Below are 22011 nucleotides of genomic sequence, written 5' to 3'. Positions count from 1 at the left end.
CGGGCGGTCAGACGGGTTCCGTCTGCCCCGCCACCACGACGTCACGCCGCGCCCGGTGATCTCGATACGCGGGTGCGGCTCCCGGCTTTCGCACAACCAGCAACAGGGGACTCTGTCTTGAGCAGAACCGAAGACACCCGGGCCGTACCAGAACCGATCGCCGTGGTGGGGATGGCCTGCCGCCTGCCCGGCGCCCGCTCCCCCGAGGAACTATGGGAGCTGCTGCGCCAGGGCAGGAACACGATTTCCGAGATCCCCTCCGACCGGTTCCCGGTCGAGGAGGTCCATCACCCCGCGTCCGGCGTCCCCGGCAAGCTCGCCTCCAAGTACGGCGGTTTCGTTTCCGGCATCGACGAGTTCGACGCGGAGTTCTTCGGCATCTCCCCCCGCGAGGCCGCCGCCACCGATCCCCAGCACCGCATGGTGATGGAAGTGGCCTGGGAAGCCTTCGAGGACGCCGGCCTGGTGCTGGAGCGCATGCCGGAACTGACCGGTGCGGCCTTCATGGGGGTCATCACCAGCGACTACTGGGACCGCCAGTCAGGAGTGCTCGAAGAGCTCGACGTGCATACGGTCGCGGGAAGCACCCGAGGGGGCAACGCCGGCCGCATCTCCTACGCCCTGAACCTCACCGGGATGAGCGTGGCACTCGACGCCGCCTGCTCCTCCTCCCTGGTCGCCGTGCAACTGGCCGTCCAGTCGCTGCGGGCGGGATCCTGCGACGTGGCGTTCGCCGGTGGCGTCAACGCCATCCTCACCCCCGACCACGGCATCGGGTTCTCCCAGGGCGCGATGATGGCTCTGGACGGCCAGTGCAAGGCGTTCGACGCCCGCGCCGACGGCTACGTCCGCAGCGAGGGCGTCGGCATCGTCGTGCTGAAGACCCTGTCGCGGGCGGTGGCCGACGGGGATCGCATCCACGCCCTGATCCGCGGCGCCGCCGCCGGCAACGACGGGCACTCGGACGGTTTCATGGCCCCGCAGGTCGCCGGACAGCAGGCGGCGCTGCGGGCGGCCTATCGCGACGCGGGGGTGGACCCGGCCAGCGTCGCGTACGTGGAGGCCCACGGCACCGGCACCAGCGTCGGCGACCCGGTGGAGATCGCTGCACTGGCCGGAGTGCTCGGGCAAGGACGGCCCGAGGATCGCCCGCTCCTCGTGGGCTCGGTGAAAACCAACCTGGGGCACACCGAGGGCGCCGCCGGCGTCACCGGCCTGATCAAGACCGTGCTGTGCGTCAAGCACGGCTGGCTCCCGGCCAGCCTCAACTTCACCACCCCCAACCCCTCCATCCCATGGGACGAGATCAGGGTACGCGTGTGCGACCAGGGGCAACCCTGGCCCGACCAGGACGGGCCCCGCAGGGCGGGCGTGAGCAGCTTCGGCGTCACCGGCACGAACGCGCACATCATCCTCCAGGAGCCACCCTCAGCCGCCCGGCCGGACGGAAACCGCGAGAACCGCGACCGCCCGATGCTGCTGCCCATCTCGGCACGCACCCCCGGCGCCCGCAACGCGCTCGCGGCGCGCTACCGCGACTTGCTGAGGACGACCCCGCTGCACCAGGTCGCCCCCGCGGCGGGGGTACGGCGCAGCCACCACGAGCAGCGGCTGGCCGTGGTCGCCGGTACGGCCGAGGAGGCCGCGGCCAAGCTGGACGCGTACGCCGCGAACGGCCACGCGGAGGGTGTGTACACCGGCGAGGCCGACGATCTGGGCGGGACGGGCCGTACGGCGTGGGTCTTCCCGGGCCAGGGGGCGCAGTGGCTCGGCATGGGCCGCGACCTCCTCGACGAGGAGCCGGTCTTCGCCGCCGCGATCGCCGACTGCGAGAAGGTGATGCGCCACTACGTGGACTGGTCGCTGACCGCCGAACTCAGCGCCGGCCCGGAGGCCTCCCGCCTCGCCGAGATCGACGTCGCCCAGCCGACGATCTTCGCCGTCCAGGTGGCACTCGTCCGCCTGTGGCGCTCGTGGGGCTTCGAGCCCGACGCCGTCATCGGACACTCCATGGGCGAGGTGGCCGCGGCCCACGTCGCCGGAGTCCTCGACCTCGACGACGCCGCCCGGATCATCTGCGGCCGGAGCCGACTGATCCGCGCCACCAGCGGCCGCGGCGCCATGGCGTCAGTCGAACTGTCGGCCGAGCGCGCCGAGGCGCTGATCGCGGAGCGCGGCGGCCGGGCGGTCCTGGCCGTGCACAACGGACCGACCTCTTGCGTCCTCGCCGGCACGCCAGAGGAGATCGACGCCACCCTCCGCGACCTCGACGCCGAGGGCGTCTTCGGACGGCGGGTGCAGGTGGACATCGCCTCGCACAGCCCGCAGATGGACCCGCTCCGGGACCCGCTGCTGGAACTGCTCGCCCCCCTGCGCCCCGGGTCGGGCGACGTTCCGCTGATCTCCACCGTCACCGGCCGCTTCATCGACGGACCGGGCATGGACGCGGCGTACTGGGTGAACAACCTGCGCGAGCCCGTCCTGTTCGCCGACGCCGTCCAGCATCTGGCGGAGTCGGGCTTCGACACCTTCGTGGAGTTCAGCCCCAACCCGCTGCTCGCCCGCGCCGTCCAGCAGAACCTGCGCCACACCGGCAGAGACGGGGTGGCGGTCACCGCCCTCACCCGCGACACGCCGGGCCGCACCGCCCTCCTGGAAGCCGCGGCCGAACTGTACGTCAACGGCCGGGCCGTCGACTTCTCCCGGTTGCAGCCCGGCGGGACGGCCGACGTCACCCTCCCCTCCTACCCGTGGCAGCGCAAGCGGTACTGGAAGACGGCCGACCGGACGGCGGCGCGTGGCGGTGCGGCGAGCAACGCCGGAGGCCACCCGATCATCGGCAGGGCGCTCACCCTGGCGCCCAGCGACACCCTGATCTGGGACTTCACCGTCGACCTCGAACGGCTGCCGTACCTCAGCGACCACCGGGTCCACGACATGCCGATACTGCCGGGCACGGCGTACCACGAACTCGCCCTGGCCGCCGGGCAGGAGGCGTACGACGGCGCGTTCGAGGTGGAGGACCTCCGCCTCGAACGCGCCCTTTTCCTGGCCCCCGGGACGCCCCAGCGTCTCCAGGCCCGCCTTGAGGCCACCGGGGACGACGGACGGCGCCGCTGGACGTGTCACGTCGCCGACGCGACCGGCGGCGGGACCACCGAGTGGTCGAGTATCGCCACCGGCGTGCTGCGCCCCTGTCCGCCTCCCGAGCTGGAGAACCGGATCGACCCGCCCGATCTCACCTGCTATCCGGAGACGGTCGAGGTCGCGGAGCACTACGCGGCGCAGCACCGCCGGGGCATCCAACAGACGGGGGCCTTCCAGTCGGTGGTCGCGATTCATCGTGCCGAGGGGGCGGTGGCCGCGGAGCTGAGAGTCGACGACGGCATCGCCCCCGGGCTGCGACGCTACCTGTTCCATCCGGCACTGCTGGACTCGGCCCTGCAGCCCGTGATGACCCTGCTGGGCGATACCGCCGCGGCGGAGGACACCCACCTGCCGGTGGTCACACGGCGCTGCCGGGTCCATGCCCGGCCAGAGCCGGGCACGCGGCTGTGGGCCACCGCCGTGCGGACGGCGCGGCCGGAGCCGGACCTGGTGGAGTTCGACGTGTGGATCAGCGACGACAAGGGCCGGCTGCTCGCCTCCATCAACGGCTTCCAGCTCAGGCGACTGGTCAGCGAGCTCCCCGAAGTCGTCGAGCACAGGGCCGGCCGGCTGCTGTACGGCGTGGAATGGGCGGAGCTTCAGCCCCTGGCTGAGCCCGTACCTGAACGGGATCACTGGCTGGTCGTGGGCGACTCCCCCCTCGGCGCCGAACTGTGCTCCCGTCTCGCGGCGACCGGTGCCCGGCCGCTCCTGGTGCGCCACGGCTCCGATTACCGCAGGCTCGCGCCCGGCCGTCGTGCCCTCGACCTCGCCTCCATGGAGGACTGGAAGCTTCTGACCGAGGAGCAGACGGAGAGCGGGGCCTGGCCTCCCCGGGGTGTGGTGCTCGTGCCGACGCCGCCGTCGGAGGGGGCGGCCGGATCGGCTGCCCTGGAGGGCTGCCACGACATCCTGGCCCTGGTGAAGGCGCTGACCGGCACGGGCACAGGCGCTCCGCCCCGCCTCTGGCTGGTCACCACCGCCGCCCAGTCCCCGGACGGCGACGACCACGTCGACCCCGCGCAGACCGCGGTGTGGGGCCTCGGCCGAGTTATCCCCTATGAGCACCCCGAGCTGCGCTGCTCGCTTGTCGACCTTCCTGCCGACCCGGATCCCGCCACGGTCTGCGCCCTCCTGGCCGAGATCGCGCACGACGGTCCGGAGACCGAGATCGCCCTGCGGCACGGCCGCAGGTACACGAGCCGGCTCCGTCGCCGTCCGCTTCCCCCCGCGCGTCCGGTCTCCGTACGGTCCGACGGGACCTATCTGATCGCCGGCGGCTTCGGCGGGGTCGGGCTGCTCACGGCGGAGTGGCTCGTCGGGCACGGCGCGCGGGACGTCGTCCTGGTGGGCCGCAGGGGCGCTCCGCCGAGCGCGGCGGACCGGATCGCCGCGATGCGCGCCGCGGGCGCGCGGGTCCACCTCGTCGCGGCGGATATCGCGTCCCGTGAGGACGTCGCGAATCTCCTTGACGACCTGGCCCGGCGCCTTCCGCCGCTCCGCGGTGTCGTCAACTCCGCCGTCGTCCTCGATGACGGCACGCTGGCGCAGCTGGACCGGGAGCGGTTCTTCACCCCCATGCCGCCCAAGGTCGAGGGGTCGTGGCATCTGCACGAGCTGACCCGCCACCTCTCCCTCGACTTCTTCCTGCTGTACTCCTCGGCGGCCTCGGTGATCGGGTCGCCGGGGCAGGGGAACTACTCCGCCGCCAACGGCTATCAGGACGGGCTCGCCTGGCACCGGCGTGCCGCCGGGCTGCCCGCTCTGAGCGTCAACTGGGGGCAGTGGGCCGCGACGGGACAGGTCGCCAAGGCGGGCAACGATCTCCGACTGGACGAGCGAGGATTCGCCGGATTCGCTCCCGCCGAGGCGCTGACGATCCTCGACCGCCTGCTCTCCGACCCGCCGGCCCAGGCATCGGTCATGTCGTTCGACCCCACCGCGTGGACCCGTCACTTCCCCGCCCTGCGTGGCTCCTCCCTGCTCCGGGAGCTGGTCGAAGAGGGGTCTGTGAGGGAGGAGACGGGACCCGTTCCGACGCCGGACATGCTCGCCGACGGCGGCGAGAAGGCCCTGCGGCTCATCACCGCCTACCTGTGTGCGCAGGTCGCGGCCGTCGTCCAGCTTCCCCCGGAGAAGGTCGACCCGTCGCAGCGCGCACACCGCCTGGGCCTCGATTCCCTGATGGCGGTGCAGCTCCGCAACCGCGTCGCGGCCGACCTCGGCGTCACCCTGCCGGTGGCGGTCTTCCTGCAGCGCAGGACGATCGGGGACCTCTCCACCGTCGCCCTCACCCACCTGAGGGAGCCGGCAAGTGACCCCGAGCGGGTCTGACCGCTCAGCGGCTGAACGTCGGCAGCGGTCCCGCTCCGCGAGCATCCGGACGGTGCGATCCGGCCCGACCTGGCGGCGCGAAAATCGCACCGTCCGGATGCTCTCCCGATGTGCGGCGGTCGAGCGATCCTTGTCCTTGATCGCCGTGATCACGGTTCCGGGCAGGCCGACCAGGGCGACGTCCGCGTCACGGATTGCTCGGTGAGCGCGGGCGCTTCCCCTGAGTCCTTTTGCTGCGGAGCAGGGCGAGATGGGACCACCAAGACAGTGACGACGACCTTCGCCGACCAGGCCGCCACAACGGGGCAGAATGATCACGCGACCGACAGTCGACCGAGTCGGCCGGTACGCCGGACGTTCACCGCCGCTTGCAAGGCGGACGCGGCCAAACCCGAAGCGCGGAACGACAAGCTCGCCGGTGAACTCGGAAAGACCAGGACCGCGCTGGACATCGCCGGAAAAGCATTCGCGCTGCTGGAAAACATCTCAAGCAGCGCGGACTCCGACGTGAGCTGAACCAGGCCCTCGATGCTTATTTCCCCGGCCTGGAAGCCGCCGTCACCGTCCGTCTGGGGCCGGCCTCGCCCTTGCCCGTGCTGGCGGACGCACCGACGCCACCTCAGCGTTCGGCGGGGTGGAAGTCGTACGGCTTGGAGTCGTACACGTAGTAGACGCAGTCGGCGCCCGGCGCGCACTTGCCCCAGTGCACCGCCTTGGACGGGTAGTACAGGTAGTCGCCGGCACCGACCCGGTACGTCTTGCGGCCCTTCACGTGCCACAGCATGGTGCCCGAGACCCCGACAACGTGCTCCGGACTGGTGTGCCAGTGCGGAGAGAACGGGGTGCCGGCCTTGAGGGTGAACATCGCCTCCGACGCTCCGGTCTTCGGGTCGCCCTTCAACTGGACAAAGGTGCATCCGTCCAAGCCTTCGCAGGGCGACCCCCCGTCCTTGTGATGGTGGTAGACGACCCCGTCGACGGCGCGTGCGGGACGCGCCTCGGCGGACGAACTCACCGTTCCCGTCGCCATTACTACCAGTGCCGCTGCCGCGGTAACCAGCGTCGCCTTCTTGAACACGAGTGACCTCCTGCACAGGGGTGAAAAAAACGGACCGTGGTCCGGATAAGAGCAAGTTATAGGACCGCGGTCCGGATGGTCAAGCCCACCGCCAGGGCTCGGGGACTGCCCCAAAGGCTGATCATCAGTGATGCGGAGCGGGCGGAGCCGGAGCGATGGACACGCTGGTCGACACCGGGTTGCGTCCCCTCGACGGCGCCCGCCACCTGCGCGATGCGGCGGGCGCCGACGAGCGGCTGTGCCACCTGGTCGTCGGCCTCGGCGAGGAGCACTGGAGGCAGCTTCCCCGGACCGGACGGGACGACTTCGGTGGCCGCCGTCCCGGGCGGGTGCGACGCCGCAGCTACCTCCGATCTCGAGGACGCGTGGGAACAGCCGGCGCCGCTGCTGCGCGCCCGCCTCGGTCGAGGTCGTCGGTGGGCCGGCCACTGCCCTTGATCAACTCGGAGAACGGCCGGCCGGCCCTGAGGACAGCGCCGAACGGGCACAGCCGGACCTGCCGGCATGGCTTTACGCGGATTGCTCGGCGGCTATTGCGCCATGGCCACGAGCAGCGGGCCGAAGTCAGCGGTCATGTATCGCTCGGGGACAAGCGTGACCAAGACCATCTGCGGCTCCTCAGGAGCGGTCATGGAGAGATAGACGGAGGCCGCGTCGGGGTCAAGGTACCGTTCTGCGATGCGCCGCCGGATATCCGGGTCGACCGTGCTCACAGTGACGGCACCTTCAACCGTGACTGATCGATACGGCGAGCGCTCGTCCTGTACGCAAAGCGCGGCTCGTCCCGCGGTGCGCAGCAGCGTGGCCTTACGCGTCCGGCCCCCAGTTATCACATGGATGCGACCGTCCGGCTCGGCCAGATACCACACTGGTGTGGTCAGGGGTGCTCGGTCAGGACCAGCAGTTACTGACATCACGCCCACGTGCAGCTCGTCGAGCAGTGCCGTTCGGGCAGCGAGGGAGAGCGGGGGCAGGCTCAATGGGATCTCTCCTTGTTCACTATGGTTGATGGTGCTGGGGCCTGGCTGGAGGCCGGACCCTTCGCTTACTACTTGGAACCGCCGGGACAGATCAGACGATCTTGCCGGACCGGTTCTTCGCGGCCACGTTGCACACCGCCAGGGCCTCACCGTCGAAGTACGGAGAGACGCTGGTGTCGATGCGCTTGTCGCCGTCGGTGTCGGACACGGCGACGGTCACACCGTTCAGGTGATCAAGACGCTTGGTGTTGCCGTAACGGTGGAGCCGGCGCGAGCCAAGGGAGCTCTCACCGGTGAAGGCGGACCTGATACCCACGGGCTCCTCGGCCCTCAGCGACGGGGCGGTCGCCTTGAAGGTCTTGCCGTAGGCCCACTTGAGGGTCTTGCCGGTGAAGGCGTAGTTGCCGCCCGGATGCTTCCCGCTCGCGTAGCCGAACTCGAAGACCGGCGTGCCGAGCTTCTGGTTGCAGGCCAGGCCCTGGCCGCCGATGCTGGCACCGAGGGCGCCGACGTCCTTCTGAGCGATGTCGACGATCTTGTCCTTGGTGGCCCCCGGAGCCGCTGCCAGATCTCGTCGTAAACGACGAACTTCTTGTAGGACTCCTTCTTGTCCCACGGGGTGCGGAGGCCGGCAGGCCGGCCGCGATCCCGCTGAGAGCGAGAGTGTGCTTCATTACTTTCTCCCTGGTCTGTCGTGGGGCGTCACGTGGACCTCATGCGTCAGTGAAGGACGAGGGGAAAGGTATAGAAGGAACTTGTGGGAAGTTAGGGGAACATCGCCTCGCGCCCTGTGTCCCTTCACCAGTCGTTCTCAGGGTTTCCATGGTTTGTAGATCAACGGCGGGCGTCATGTGATCTTGCCGCTGGTGCGTTCGCGTTGCAGGGGCGTCAGAAGGAAACACGGAGCTTGTGCAGCAGGGGTCGTACTTTCCGGACCGGCTGTGTCGTTAATGAGGGAGAAGACGGGAGCCCCGCTGTCGCCGTGCTTGTCGGAGGCCTGGCCGATGAGTTGGCCATGACTGGTGGCCCGGACCGGCTCGTGCTCGACCACGGTTACCGGCACACCGGTCTCCGGGAGCGGGCCGAGGAGTGCCTGTCCTGGACGGACCGCCGCCTCCAGGCCGCTGCCGTCGAACATTGTCTTGACCGCGTGGATCCGGCCGCCTTGCTCGACTCCGGCCGCCCGGCCTCCAACCGCGAGGGCGACGAGAAGCGCCGCGCTCATCACCAGGGGCAGATGACGTCTCAAGAACTGTTCCTTCCGGAGAACGGGACTCGCCGGTACGGCTCGCGACCTCGCCCAGTAGAGGAGGATCGCGCCGAAGGGTGGCCTCAGCCGTGCCGGCCGTCGGCCATCAGGCCGGCGGACACGGCATTCCAAGAGAAAGGAATCCGTTCATGATGGGCTCCTCCCCCGCTGTCTTCCAATCGCCGGAAGATCCTGTAACGAGAGGCGAGCCTAAACAGGCGACCTTGCGAGCCGCTGGAAACGTCCGGTCTCCGCATCCGTGGATTTCCGGCGCGTGCGCGACTCCTGTGGGCGATGTGGGGGTCGGTGAGTTCGAGGAGATGAGGCCACGGGCGATTGATATGTGGGTGATGCGACCCTGAAGCCGCGCCTCGGCGCTCGCAGGGACCGCGTGACGGGCCCCCGAACAGGCCGCCCAAAGGTCGAGGGGAATGTCCTGGTGCATCACGCGGGCGGCCCCTGCTCCCGTTCTCGCATGACGGTGCTCACGCCCGCCGCCGCAGACGTCGATTCATCCCAGACACGACAGATCCCGCCCGTTCAGTGAACGGGCGGGATCTGGGCTCCGCTTTACGCTTGCCGTCTCTCAACCGGTTCGCGGGTGACCGCGGGTGTGAGCCGGTGCCCGCGGGCCTCGGCCGGTGAGGCCCGCGTAAGCGCCAGGCTCAGCCGCTGACGCGGATGACGCCGGTCACCGGCGAGGGAGAGGCGCTGTTGTCGTAGACGAGCTCTCCGTTCTTCTTCCAGACTCTGACCACCAGTTTGTCGGTGCGGTCGGCCGGCTTGCCGGAGTCGACCGCGGTGATCTCGTAGACGACGTCGACGGTCTTGTTGACCTTGCCCTCTCCGTGCAGGACCGCCGTGCCGCCGTTGGCGGCGAGCACCGTGTAGGAGGTGTCCCGCAGGTCGAACCCGGGCGCGTCGTAGTGCAGCCCGCCCGTGGGGGTGGTGGCCTTGTGGCGGTAGCGGGCGGTGATGTGGAAGGTCGCCTTGTCCTGCCTGGCGCACTCGGCGTTCAGTGTGCACGCCCCGGCGGGCGAGACCGTCTGCCCGGCCCCGATCAGGGATCCGGCCGGGTCGTAGACCAGTACGTATGCTTGCTTGCCGTCGATGGAGCCGGCGGTGGCCGCACCGCCGTCGTCATCGGTGACGGTCACCGAGATCGGGTAGCGCCCGGCCCGGGTGAACACGTGCGATCCGCTGACGGTGCCCGTGCCACCGTTCTCGGCCACCGCACCGGTCACCGGCTGCCCGCCGACGGTCCACGTGGCGGTGTGGGTGTCGGCGCTGCCCGGATCGGTGAACGACGCGCTGAGCGAGATCGCTTGACCCACCGGCACGACCTTCGCCACCGCCGGCGCTTCCAGCCTCACCCGCGGCGCGGCGTTGGCCGCCCGGAGCTTCAGCGTCACCGTGCCGGTCGCGCCCTTGTCATCGGTCACCGCCACCGTGACGGTGCGCTCACCGTCGTCGCCGGGCGTGTGCTCCAGCGTCAGCTGCCTGCCCTGCGGATTCAGCTCCCTGGGCCCGTTGCCGTCGCCGTAGTCGACCGTGGCCGTCCAGGAGGTGGAGTCGTCGTCTGTGAACGCCCCTTCCGCCTTCCAGAGCGAACCCTCTTCTATCGTGTCCGGACCGGTCAGGCTCACCACGGGGGCCTGGTTCGGTGTCTCGGCGGGCACAACCGTGACCGTGAAGGTGGCCGCGGTCTCCAGGCCGCCGTCGTCGGTGACCTTCACCGTGACCGGGTAGGTCCCGGGAGTGGCCCACTGGCGCTCCAGGGTGATCTGCTTGGCGGCGTCGGGCGTGACCGGCTGGGGGCCGGAACCGTCCCCGTAGTCCACCGTGGCCGTCCAGGAGGTCGAGTCCGGGTCGGTGAAGGTCACGGTGCGCCGCAGCGTCTCCCCCACCGTGAGCTCGACGTCGGATGCTCCGTCGAGCACCCTTGGCGACTGGTTGGGCGTCGCTTCCTCGATCACGTAGGGCACGCCCGCGGACCCGGTCCTGCCGCTGCCGTCGGTGACCATCACCAGGGCGATGCCGGTGCGCGGGGTGGTGAACGTCCGGGTCACCGTGACGGTGCCCCCACCGGATTGCGGGGTCACCTCCGCCGGCACCGGCGGTCCGTCACCCCAGGCGACCTGGGCGGTATGCGTGTCTCCGGCCTCGGAGTCGGTGAACGGAACCTGCAGGGTGAACGGTCTGCCCACCTGGCCCCGGACCGGCTCGGCCGGCGCCTGCACGACCGGCGTGCTGCCGGCCTTGGCCCCCTGACCGGTCAGCGGCACGGTGAACGCCGGCTGGACGTCGTCGGCGGTGGTGAAGGTCAGCGTGCCGCCGGCCGGGCCCTCCGCGGTGGGAGCGAACCTCACCTGCACCGTGCACGCCTGGCCGACCGCCAACTCCACCGGGCAGGCGTTGGACTGGGTGAACGGCCCGCTGACCGCGATCACCTTCAACGGGATCGGCCCGTTCAGCCGGTTGGTCAACGTCACCGCCACCTCGTGACTGACCTGGCCCACCTCCACCGGCTCCAGCCAGTTCACCCCCGACCGGTTCAGCAGCGGACGCACCGTCGAGGTGACCTCCGCCCCATTGTTGGTGATCTTCGGGTCGGACACCGCCAGGCTGGCCGCCATCACCCGGGTCTTCAGCTCGGTACCGTCGGCGGTGCCGGCCGGGACGGTCGCGGTCACCTCGACGGTGGCCGACCAGCCCGGCTCCAGCACCTTGACCGTGTTGCGGAACCCACCCTTGATCGCCGAGCAGACACCCCGCCACGTGTCACAGGTCGCGCCGGTGACCGCCTGCGGGACAAGCACGTCCAGCCGGACGTCGGTGGCGGTGTCGTCACCCTTGTTGGTCACGGTGGCCGTCCAGGTCACCTTCGAGGCCGGCCCCGGCTCGCCGGCCGACACCTCGGCGGTGACCTCCAGATCCGTCCGCGCCACGGTCGGGGTCAGCAGGAACGACCGCCGGGACTCGACGAACCCCTCCGTCGACGGCGACCGATCCCGCACGAACCCCTGCGCCACGATCTGGCCCGCCGCGTTCACGTCGTACAACCAGCGCAGGCCCATGCACGGCACCGTCGTGTCGTCCTCCTCCTGCGGGCACAACGGCCGGGGCAGCAGACCCGCCAGCGGGAACTTGACGCCCTCCAGCCACAGCACCGGCTCGAAGACCTTCCTGAACGAAGTGGAGACGTCCGGGTCGAGCGCACTGCCGGCCACGAGTCCGGAGTCGTTGACCGCGCTCGCCACACCCACACCGAGATCGGTCGCCTGGCCGTCCTGCCACACCACGGCGTGCTGGTCGGAGTTCACCCGGCTGCACGCCCACGAACCGGCCACGACACCGGTGGTGTTGATGTCGTATGCGGCGCCATAGGGCGTGTCACAGGTCCTCCCCGGGACCGTGAGCCTGGGAAGCTCGCCGGTCACTCCGTCCTGGTAGACCGCCGGAGCCCAGCCGACGGGTGTCCCGAAGAAGTCCGTCTCGTTCACACGCGCACCGACCACGGCGCCACGCGCGTTGATCCGCGGTGCCGCGGCACTGGTCTGGCTGCCGCTGCTGTAACCGTAGTACGCGTGGAACGGTAGGGTGGCCGGCAGCTCGACCGCGGGTCCCTGATCCCACATCACCCACTTGCCGCCCTCACGGCTGACGTCCTTGACGCCGAACACCTGACCGTTGTCGTTCACATCCAATGCCGCGCCCACGTAGCCGGAAGACTGGTCCAGATCGGCGACCGACCCGTCCCTGCCGAACAGCACGGGGTGCTGCACGTTGCTGTCGCCTACCGAGGTGACCGCGTACCCGGAGACATCCCCGGCCTCGTTGATCCCCGTGGCCTCCACATGGCACTGATCGTGGGAGGACGGGCCGGCGGTGCATGGCAGACCGCCCAGGTCGGTGAGCGCACCGGTTTCCCAGCGCACCGCGCGCCGCTTGCCGTCCTTCACCGTCGTGGCCGCGACCTGACCACGGTCGTTCAACGCCACCGCACTGGTGGACGTCGCCTCCCCACCGGGCAGCCCGCCCAGCTCGGTCACCGTGTAGGACCCGAACCGGGCCACCACCGTGTGCGGGCCGTCCATCACGATCTTCAGCGTGCCGGCGGGCCGCTCCTCGCCGTCGACGGTCCACCCCAGCGGCATCCGCCCGGCCTCCGCGGTCGCCGTGATCGTCACCTCGGTCCCGGCCCGGTACGTGTCCCGCGCCGGCGACGCCGTGACCGATCCTCCCGGCTGCGCCGACAGCGTCAGCTCGAACTCCCGCAGATCCGGCTTCCTGACCTCGACGACAGCACGCGCGGTCCGCAGCCCCTTGGCGATGTCGGCCCTGACGGTGATGCCGTACGCGCCGTCGGCCAGCGGTTCGGACACGGCACCGTACACGCCGTCGCCGGCGGCGCCGTCGTCGTTGTCCCCGTCGTCCTGCAACACCACCTCGTGGCGCGTGCCGTCCGTCCCGAGCAGGATCGCCTTCACCGGCACCCCGGTGACCGGCGCACCGCCGTCGGTCACACCGGCGACCACCCGCACCCGGCCCTCGTCGGAGGACTGCCCGGCCTTCACCGCCGACACCTTCACCGGGTTGCCCGCGACCCAGGCGCCCAGGGTGGCGGTGACCGGCTCGGCCGCGGAGTTCGTGATCTCCAGCTTCCACGCGCCCGCCCGCGGCTTGGCCACGCTCAACCCCTGAACAGGCTGCCTGGCCTGCTCGCTGCCCGCCGCGTACTGCGCGGCCGGCTTGCCCGACGGGTCACGCAGCAGCAGTCCCACCGTCGGCGGCAGCACTCCCGTCACGCCGAACGCCGTACCCTGCGGAACGTCCAGCGGCACACTCGCCGTCCGGCCCGGCTCCACGGTGGTCGACGAGGTGGCGAACGTCGACATCGCCTCGGCCTCGGCCGCGGCCCCGACTGCGGTTTCCGTGTCGGACTCGACGGTGGCGTCCTTCCTCAGCCCCGGGACCGCGGGCCCCGCGGTGCCGGTCGTGTCCGGCGCCACGGCGAGCCGCGGCCTGATGTAGGCCAGGAAGTCCGGCTCCGAGGACGTCATCGACGTATGCGCCGTGCCGGTCCTGGGGGTGTCCGTGTAGATGAACCGCGAACTGAACACCGGAACGATCCCGTCACCGTCGGGGGGAGTCAGGCCACAGGGCACCGCCCTGCCCACGCCCACCAGGTTGGAGGGCCGCACGTCCTTGAGATCCAGATACTTACGGTTGAACACACCGTCCATGTAATCCGTGGTGAGCTCGTAGGTGGCCGGGAAGTACGGAACGGGGGTACCCCCCAGGTTCGCCGCCTCCACGAGCATGTCCGCGAGACAACTCCCCATGTTGGGGGTGCCCATCTGCAGCATCCGGTTCACCGCGGGCAAGCGGATGGACGATTTCGGCATCTTGGTCTGGACGTACTGCCGGGTGATCAGCCCACCCATCGAATGGGCGATGACATCGACCTGGAACGCGCCCGTCCTCCTGCGCACGTTCTCGACGTACATCGCCATCTCCTCGGCGTTCTCCCAGAGCATCTTGGTCCGCTTGAACGGCTCCGACTCGGTGCCGGTGTCAAGCGTGCCGCCGGAAGGTCCGGTGCCGAACTGGCCGTCGCCGACCGCGAACACCCCCATCCGGGGATGGATCTTCTTCAGGATCTCGCCGGTGTTTCCCCAGGCTGCCTGGGCGTCGCTCTTCCAGCCGTGCACCAGGACCGTCGGCTTCGGCATGACGTCGAGATGCTTTTCGAGGTAGAACTTCTCAACGCCGCCGACGAGGAGCTGCAATTTAACATAGCGACGCGAGACCGGCTCACCCTTGTCCCAGGCGATTCCCGAGGTCTTCTTCGGCGACCATCTTAAATACCCGTCCGCTGAGCTCAGCGGCCGGATGTATACCTCCTCTGGTTTATCCAGTATTGGCGTCCCCAGGTCGTCATGTCCGGGATTAGGGGAATGGTACGCCTGCAGTTGCACGGTCACGGGGTGGGGGCTTGCGTTCCTGAGGGCGACAACGATGCGCATCGGGTTGCCGTCGACAGCCACACCATGCAATTTCGAATAATTATTGTCATCCGGATATACAGCAGACTGGATCTCTGTCTGCATAATTTCGGGGAAGGGTGCCCCCAGATCGAGAAGGAAAGCATGGGCGACGTTGTCGGCGTCCTTCGCGATGCCGGCAATCTGGTTGGCGTCGTTGATCCCGGTCGCCGCTATTAAATCCAAGTTGGTCATGTTCATGACGAAGGTGTTCAGGTCGGTACCGTACCCGTCGAAATATATCGCGGCCGCAAATCTGCGATCTATTCCATACATCCTTCCGACCCCGATGCCCGCGTTGTTGATGGCGTCCACCATGCCGCCGTGGCTTGTCCGTTGCTCCTTGGGTGTGCCGTTCGCATCCCAGATCAGTGGGACATAACCGTCGTTTCTGTCCGTCCCGTAGCCTGCGACCTGCCCTTTGTCGTTGATGTCGAACGCAACCGTGCTCCCTATGTACTCCAGGCGGTCTCGTATGGGGTTGACCGGCTCGCCAGGTTTGGTGCGGAAGGCCCGGAAGTCCATCACTTTCGGGTCGGGGTTCATGTCCGCGCCGCCGGCCACGGAACCGGAGTTGTTCAGCGAGGAGACCTCGATGCGCTGATTCTGCCAGGATTGAAGTCTCAACACGGAGCCGTCGGGGTCCCGTATCCATGCCGGGCCCACGACCTGCCCCTTGTTGTTGAGGGCCGTCGCCAACGGCAGGTCTATCCGCGTCACCGCACCGTCCTTGAAGATGTAGGACTGCGAATGGGTGCCGTAGGTGCCGACCACGGTGCCGTCGTCATTGACGTCCCGGGCGCGGCTGTAGACGACGTCGCCGAGGCTCGCGTGAATATCCGTGAAAGAGCCGCCGGAGAACAGCACGGCTCCGTTCTTCGCCTCCATCGGGTCCGACGTGCGGTTGATCGCCGAAGCGACCTGCCCCTTGTTGTTGATTCCTCCGACCTGACCCTGGATCGTGTTGAGGCTGCCGAGATCGGTGAACGGGCCACTGAAGGCGGAGACCGCTGCCGCTCCCTTGCCCGGAGACGGGTCCGGCGGGGATGCGGCGATCGCGGATGCGGGCAGGGCGGGGGCGCCGGCCACCGCAGCCGCCAGCGACAACGCCACCCATCGGGTGGAGGCGCGCCTGATGAGTCTCTTCAAGGAAATTCCTCGTTCCAGGCCGTGCCGTCGGCACGGTTCGGTGATGTGCGGCAGGGTTCACGCCGGGCTCGGGTCCCTGCGCGGGGAAAACGCCGGATCGGTCACCGATGGTGGTCGCCCGCTCCTGCGACATGCTTGGTCTCACCTGTAGCGGGCTTGCCGGGGACCCGTAGCGAAGTGGCCGCCGCGCGGCTCGTTCCGCGCTCTGCAGTCGCCGGCGGCCGCCAAGCGTGGGAACCGTCACCGCGGCCTGGGTGGGGTGCGTTCGACGGGCACGAGGCCCAGCTCTATCTTCTGCTTGGGACGCAACGCCACGCTTGGCAAGGGGGTGAACGGTCCCGGGTTACGCACCACCGGCCGGAAGCGGCTCAAAATGGTGGCGACGGCGAGCGGCGCCTCGATGTAGAACAGGTACTGGCCGAGGCACTGGTGGGGACCGCCCCCGAAGGGGAAGTAGGAGTATCGGTGCCGGCGTTCGGCGATGTCCGGTGAGAAGCGTTCCGGGTCGAAGTCGAGCGGACGCTCCCAGAACTCGTCCAGCCGATGCGTGGCATAAGGGCTGGTCACCACTATCGAGCCGGCTTTGATCCGCACTCCGCCGATATCATCGGACACGACGGCCATCCGCGGCATGACCCAGCCCGGCGGATGCAGGCGTATCAGTTCCTGCAGGACCATCTTGGTGTAGCGCAGTTCCGGGACGTGTGACGGACGGGCCGGTCCGGCGCCGACCACGCGGTCGACCTCGTCGTAGAGCCGGGCGGCCACGGCCGGATGGGCGTGGAGCACCGGCCACAACCAGGTCAGGCTCATCGCCGTGGTGTCGGTCGACGCCAGGAAGATGCTGACGAGGTCGTCACGGACCTGCCGGTCCCCGGCCTGGTCCTCGTCGTGGGCCCGGCACAGGGCGGAGATGATGTCGGAACCGTCGTCGGGCTGGGCCCGAGCCTTGCGGATCAGCGGATACACCACCTCGTCGATCGCCTTGACGGCGTTCATGAACGCCCGATCGCCCGGCAGCGGGACGGAGTAGGGCATGAACGGCATGAGCATGCGGAAGCCCATGGACGCGGCGAGCGTGTCAAACGTCGGAGCGAGCCGTCGCCCGTCCGCAGGAGAGATCTTGTCTCCGAACAGAACTCTGGCGGTGGCATGCATCACGATGTCGGTCATCTCCTCGGCGGCGTCGATCGACCGTCCCGACCGGGCGAACTCGTCCAGTCCGTCGATCCGCTCCGCGATCGCGTCCGCCATCTGCTCGGCGAGCGACGCGACGTACCTCGCGGTGAACAGGGGCTGCAGGATCGTGCGGCTGGACTTCCAGGCAGGCCCCTCACCGAGGATGCCGTCGGTGCCGAAAAGACGCCGCAGCGGCTTCCAGAGCATGCCTTCGCGTACGTAGTTCGCCGAGTTGCCGCGCAGTACCCGCTGGACGTGCTCGGGATGGGTCAGCAGGTAGGGGCGGAACGGCCCCAGGTCCAGCCGCAGGGCTTCCCCGCGTGCCTGCCTGCCGAGTTCCGCGAGCGCGTCCACCGGACCCCGTGCGAGCATCGGCAGCACACGGTAGAAGGGGACGGTGTCGGCCTGACGGGCCGGCTCGGCATCGTTGTAGCTGATCCGGACGGGCATTGCGGCTGTCTCCTGTCTCGGGCGATGCGTGTTGTGGACTACGAGTTGCCGCGCCCAGGGCCGCCCAGCACGACTTCGCAGGTCCGTATCTGTTCGATCAGTGCCAGGCGGCGGCGCGTGGACGATCGGGTGATCCTGGCCGCGATCGCGAACGGGTCATTCTCCTGATCGCTTTCGCCGGCGACGTGGAGCCACGTAAGAGCACGTGCGGCGGTTGCGGACACCCGGTCAGCGGCCCGCTCTCATTTGCCTCCGATGATCGGCGGAACCGTGTCCAGGGCCCTTCCCGGCGTCCGCGGTGGGCGCTGTGTGACTGTCGGTGAGACGGAGAGCCGCCAGGCGTACGGCCCGGCAGACGGCCGCGGGCGCGAAGAGATCCTTCTGGTGCCACAGCGGCGGATGCCGTTCGGGGTCCTGCGACAGCAGGAATTCCCGGCCGCGGGCGGCTGCCCGCCCCGACCGGGGGTCGCTCCGTCCGGGCGCGGTGTGCAGCAGGACATGGATCGCGTACGCGGTCTCCTCGCTGGTGCCGCCCCATATCCCCCAGGACCCGTCGGCGTTCTGGGTGGCAAGCGTCCACTCCACCGCCCGGCGCACCGCGCGCTCCGCACCCGGGTCCGCCACCAGGTCCAGGGCCAGGGAGCAGTGTGACGTCGCGTAGTAGGGAGAGGCGTGCCACTTGTCCGCCCAGGACCCGTTTTCGAGCTGCACGCCGGCCAGCCAGCGGACGATCTTCCTCACGGCGGCCCGGTGGCGACCGGAGTCGCCGGCGTTGCGCGCGATGTGCTCTGCGAACGCCTCCAGCACGTGGGCGTTGGCCGTCGGGGACGGGGTGCGCTCCCCCTGCCAGCAGCAGAAGTGGTCGTCGAGCTCGAACTCCCACAGGCAGTCCGGGGTCCGCGGGCGGCCGAGCCGGGCCAGGGTGGCGAACCCGGCGCTGGTGCTGTCGGCGTCGGGGGGCAGGCCCGGCGCCCCTCCTACGGCGCCCGCGGCGAGGCTCTGCTCCAGATCCTCGATGAGCGACGGCGGAACGCGCACGTCGATGCCCACTCGGACGAGGGCGCCGATGGCCCAGGTCCGCTCGAACCCATACAGCGGGAACGTGCCCGGCACGGCTCCTCCGTACGCCGCGGCCGTCGCCTGGAGGAAGGCGATCGAAGCCGGCTCGGCGATCGGAGGGTGGCCCAGCCACGCCGCCGTGGCGGACACGGAGCAGGCGAGGGCGCCGTCGACGGGCCTCGCCCGCGTGCCACGGGCGGCAGCGCCCATGACCTCCAGCGAATACCACAGCTTGGCCTGGACGTCCCCGCTCACGCGCAGGTGCTCCCGGGCCCGGGCCAGTGCCGAGGGATCGGAGCCCGGGGGCAGCGGCAGCCGCCCGCCGGAGCCCCACGCGTCAAGGCCCGTGATCGGCTCCTCGGACAGCCGGTCGAGATGTGCGTTCACCTCCGCCACCAGCGCGGGCGCGATGAGCTCCGCGGCAACGACGTCGGGAAGGCGCGCGGGGTCGTTGCGGTGGGTCAGCCCCCAGATGGCCGACAGGCCGCGTCCCGCGGCGGCCGCCAGCCTGCCCGGGGGGACGGCGGATGAGTCGCGGCGGCGCAGGACGGTCAGCAGGGCCTCCGTCGCGCTCAGCGTCGGCAGAACGGCGTACCCGCCGGTCGCGCCCCAGACACCATCCGGCCGCTGGCTGTCCAGCAGGAACTTCAGCCTGCCGTCGAGGCCCGGCAGCCAGGGTGTCAGCGTGACCACCCGGCCGGTGTCGTAGATCGACGGCGATGTCTCGCCCAGGGGGTTGTCCGTCAGGCCGGCCAGCACGGCGTCGGCGGCGGACGGCGGGAGAGGAGAACCGGGAGCCGAGAATGCGTGATCGGACATGAGCTTCCCTTGTTCGAATCCGTCATGGTCTTCGTCGACCGCGCTTCGGCGGCCGCGGTGCGGATCCCGTCCGGGCGGACCGCGGCTCCCGGGGCGGCACATGGGTGGACCCGCGGCCTCCCTGGGCAGGTGGATCGCGAGTATCGAGCGAGACCGCCGGCGGATCGGCGGAGTCGGGCGCCGCTCCCTCCACGACCGTGAGATAGCGGGTCACCCCGTCCTCCACGGCGTCGGAGCCGTGGCACGGGCCGTCCGACCATTCGTCGAGGGCGAGCAGCCAGGCCGCGGTCCGGGCCACCGGAAGGCAGGTGGAGGCAGACAGCCACGGGGCGCAGTTGACCACGGTCAGGCAGCACAGCGGCCCCGTACAGGGGGTGTCGGGACCGGACCAGCGCGGATTCAGCCAACCCTCGTCCCTGACATCCGGTTCCGGCGTTCTCCCGAGCTCGGCTGCCATCGCGATCTCCTTCAAGGGCGGTCCGCTTCTCAACGCGGACACCGGGCATTTCGGCACGTGCGCCACGCTGCCCTGCGAACTTTGCAGAACCCTTCGGAGGCACTTGCAGCCGAAGAAGATCAGAACCTCTTCCGATGGTTGCCCAGCATGCGCGACCGACGAAGTCGTCGATCAGGGCGATCATCCATGGTCGGGGAGACACGGTGCGGGAGTGTGCGCATGTCCCCACTCGTCCTCGATGGGGACCACAAGTGGTTCACCGGCCACCACAAGGGGCCCACAAGGACGATCCGTCGCCTTGACCGGGTCCGGATCACTCCGCTCCGCATATCAGGCCGAGCCGTTCCACGGGGAGAATGGTGCCACGCCCGGCGCCGGTGCTGAACGCGGCCCAGGCTGCCGGGACATGCACCCTGCGGTTCCGGGGGCACCGCCTGTCGCCTGTGCACAACTTCTCGTTTTTGCAACGACGACGTGATCGATGCCGGCCGGATGCGGGACCGTCACCCGGCGGCCCGGACGCAGTCGAACAGGGCTCGGTCGGACCCGACGTCCCGGCCCTCGATCGGCGGCTGCACCTCAACAACACGTTCGGCGTGGGCACCCCGAACGCGCCGGGAGGGTGCCGATCAGCGGTGCCGCCAAGCGCGAGGGCCGTCACCGCGCCGTGTGCCGGGAGCGCTCCACCGGCACGAGGCCCAGCTCTATCTTCTGCTTGGGACGCAACGCCACACCGGGAAAGGGGGTGAACGGTCCCGGGTTGCGCACCCGTGGCCGGAACCGGCTCACGATGGTGGCGATGGTGAGCAGGGAGACGATGTAGAACAGGTGCTGGCCGAGGCACTGGTGGGGGCCGCCGCCGAAGGGGAAGTAGGAGTATCGGTGCCGGCGCGTGTCGATGTCCGGGGAGAAGCGCTCGGGGTCGAAGTCGAGCGGGCGGTCCCAGAACTCGTCCAGCCGGTGCGTGGCATAGGGGGAGACGAACACCGTCGATCCGGCGTCGATGGGCACTCCGCCGATCTCCTCGGAGGCGCCGGTGACCCGCGGCAGGATCCAGGCCGACGGATACAGCCGAAGCACCTCCTGCAGGACCATCTTGGTGTAGCGCAGTTCCGGGATGTGCGACGGGCGGACCGGCCCGGCGCCGACGACCTGGTCGACCTCGTCGTAGAGCCGGATCGCCACCTGCGGATGGGCCTGGAGCACCGGCCACACCCAGGCCAGGGTATGCGTCGTCGTGTCGGTGCCGGCCACGAGGGCGGCGACCAGGTCGTCACGGACCTTCCGGTCACCGTCATGGCCCTCGCCGCGCGCCCGGCACAGCGCGGAGACCACATCGTGGCTGTCTTCGGAGGCGGCGCGGGCTTTGCGGATCAGCGGATACACCACCTCGTCGATGGTCTTGACGGCGTTCGCGAAGGCACGGTCACCGGGCAGCGGGACGGAGGCGGGCACGGACGGCATGATCGTGCGGATGCTTGAGCACTTGATAGCCGTGTCAAATGCCCGGACCAGCCGTTCTCCGTCCTCAAGAGAGCCCTTCTCCCCGAAGAAGAATGTGGTGTTCACCGCGACCACGATGTCGGCCATCGTCGCGGTCGCGTCTATCGACCGTCCCGACCGGGCGAACTCGTCCAGCAGGTCAACGCGTTCCGCGATCACATCGGCCAGTTCCCCGGTGAGCGACGTGACATGCCTCGCCGTGAACATGGGGTGAAGAGCCTTCCGGCTGGACTCCCAGTCCGGCCCCTCGGCGGCGAGAGTGGTACCGAGGAACCGTTGCATGGGATCCCAGATCTCGCCCACCCGCAAATAGTTCGTCCAGTTGTTGCGCATCACGTGCTGGACGTGTTCGGGGTGGGTTACCAGATAAGGACGGAACGGCCCCAGGTCGAGCCGGACCACCTGCCCGCGGGCCTGCCTGCCGACTTCCGCGAACGCGTTCACCGGACCTCGTGCGAGCATCGGCAGCAAACGGCGTAGGGGAATGACGGTGGCCTGTCGTGCCGATCCGGCGCCACGGCCGGTCTGAACGGACATCGCAACTATCTCCTGTCTCGAGC

General features: G+C 69.5%; 10 protein-coding genes. 2 read left to right on the top strand and 8 right to left on the bottom strand.

What is annotated here, in order from left to right; all coding sequences use genetic code 11:
* Window positions 1-117 precede the first annotated feature (117 nt).
* Window positions 118-5481 carry a type I polyketide synthase gene (locus tag J2S55_RS35310; RefSeq protein ID WP_306869903.1) on the top strand — a complete coding sequence of 1788 codons (5364 nt, stop codon included), beginning with the start codon at window positions 118-120 and terminating at the stop codon, window positions 5479-5481.
* A 267-nt stretch (window positions 5482-5748) separates the two neighbouring features.
* Entirely contained in the window at window positions 5749-5997 is a 249-nt protein-coding gene (locus J2S55_RS35305; RefSeq protein ID WP_306869901.1) for a hypothetical protein, read from the top strand.
* Window positions 5998-6100: 103 nt separating this feature from the next.
* Here J2S55_RS35305 and J2S55_RS35300 read toward each other — a convergent pair whose 3' ends face one another.
* From J2S55_RS35300 to J2S55_RS35265, 8 genes are all read right to left on the bottom strand, one after another.
* A complete protein-coding gene (locus J2S55_RS35300) occupies window positions 6101-6511 on the bottom strand; it encodes a cupin domain-containing protein (protein ID WP_370879730.1) in 411 nt (136 codons plus the stop codon).
* A gap of 578 nt (window positions 6512-7089) precedes the next feature.
* Complete coding sequence (locus tag J2S55_RS48425) at window positions 7090-7689, bottom strand: pyridoxamine 5'-phosphate oxidase family protein (protein WP_370879729.1); 600 nt, start codon at window positions 7687-7689, stop codon at window positions 7090-7092.
* Complete coding sequence (locus tag J2S55_RS35290) at window positions 7631-8155, bottom strand: hypothetical protein (RefSeq protein ID WP_306869894.1); 525 nt, start codon at window positions 8153-8155, stop codon at window positions 7631-7633. The genes J2S55_RS48425 and J2S55_RS35290 overlap by 59 nt, the downstream gene beginning before the upstream one ends.
* A gap of 231 nt (window positions 8156-8386) precedes the next feature.
* On the bottom strand, window positions 8387-8788 hold the full coding sequence (locus J2S55_RS35285) for a hypothetical protein (protein ID WP_306869891.1): 402 nt from the start codon (window positions 8786-8788) through the stop codon (window positions 8387-8389).
* A gap of 665 nt (window positions 8789-9453) precedes the next feature.
* Complete coding sequence (locus tag J2S55_RS35280) at window positions 9454-15984, bottom strand: PKD domain-containing protein (RefSeq protein WP_306869889.1); 6531 nt, start codon at window positions 15982-15984, stop codon at window positions 9454-9456.
* 240 nt (window positions 15985-16224) lie between these two features.
* On the bottom strand, window positions 16225-17613 hold the full coding sequence (locus tag J2S55_RS35275) for a cytochrome P450 (RefSeq protein WP_306869887.1): 1389 nt from the start codon (window positions 17611-17613) through the stop codon (window positions 16225-16227).
* Window positions 17614-17841: 228 nt separating this feature from the next.
* The gene (locus tag J2S55_RS35270; RefSeq protein ID WP_306869884.1) at window positions 17842-19491 is read right to left on the bottom strand and encodes a prenyltransferase/squalene oxidase repeat-containing protein; all 1650 of its coding nucleotides are present in this window, start codon (window positions 19489-19491) and stop codon (window positions 17842-17844) included.
* A gap of 1114 nt (window positions 19492-20605) precedes the next feature.
* Window positions 20606-21895: a cytochrome P450 gene (locus J2S55_RS35265; RefSeq protein WP_370879728.1), complete on the bottom strand. Its 1290-nt coding sequence runs from the start codon at window positions 21893-21895 to the stop codon at window positions 20606-20608.
* Window positions 21896-22011: the final 116 nt, after the last annotated feature.

Origin of the sequence: Streptosporangium brasiliense (assembly GCF_030811595.1) — a bacterium.
GTDB classification, from domain to species: Bacteria; Actinomycetota; Actinomycetes; order Streptosporangiales; family Streptosporangiaceae; genus Streptosporangium; species Streptosporangium brasiliense.
This window is presented reverse-complemented; position numbering and strand designations above follow the sequence as displayed.

What these genes read in the sequence shown, in the direction of transcription:
- J2S55_RS35300 (WP_370879730.1), bottom strand. Translation starts at nt 6,511, where the DNA reads ATGGCGACGGGAACGGTGAGTTCGTCCGCCGAGGCGCGTCCCGCACGC.
- J2S55_RS35275 (WP_306869887.1), bottom strand. Translation starts at nt 17,613, where the DNA reads ATGCCCGTCCGGATCAGCTACAACGATGCCGAGCCGGCCCGTCAGGCC.
- J2S55_RS35270 (WP_306869884.1), bottom strand. Translation starts at nt 19,491, where the DNA reads ATGTCCGATCACGCATTCTCGGCTCCCGGTTCTCCTCTCCCGCCGTCC.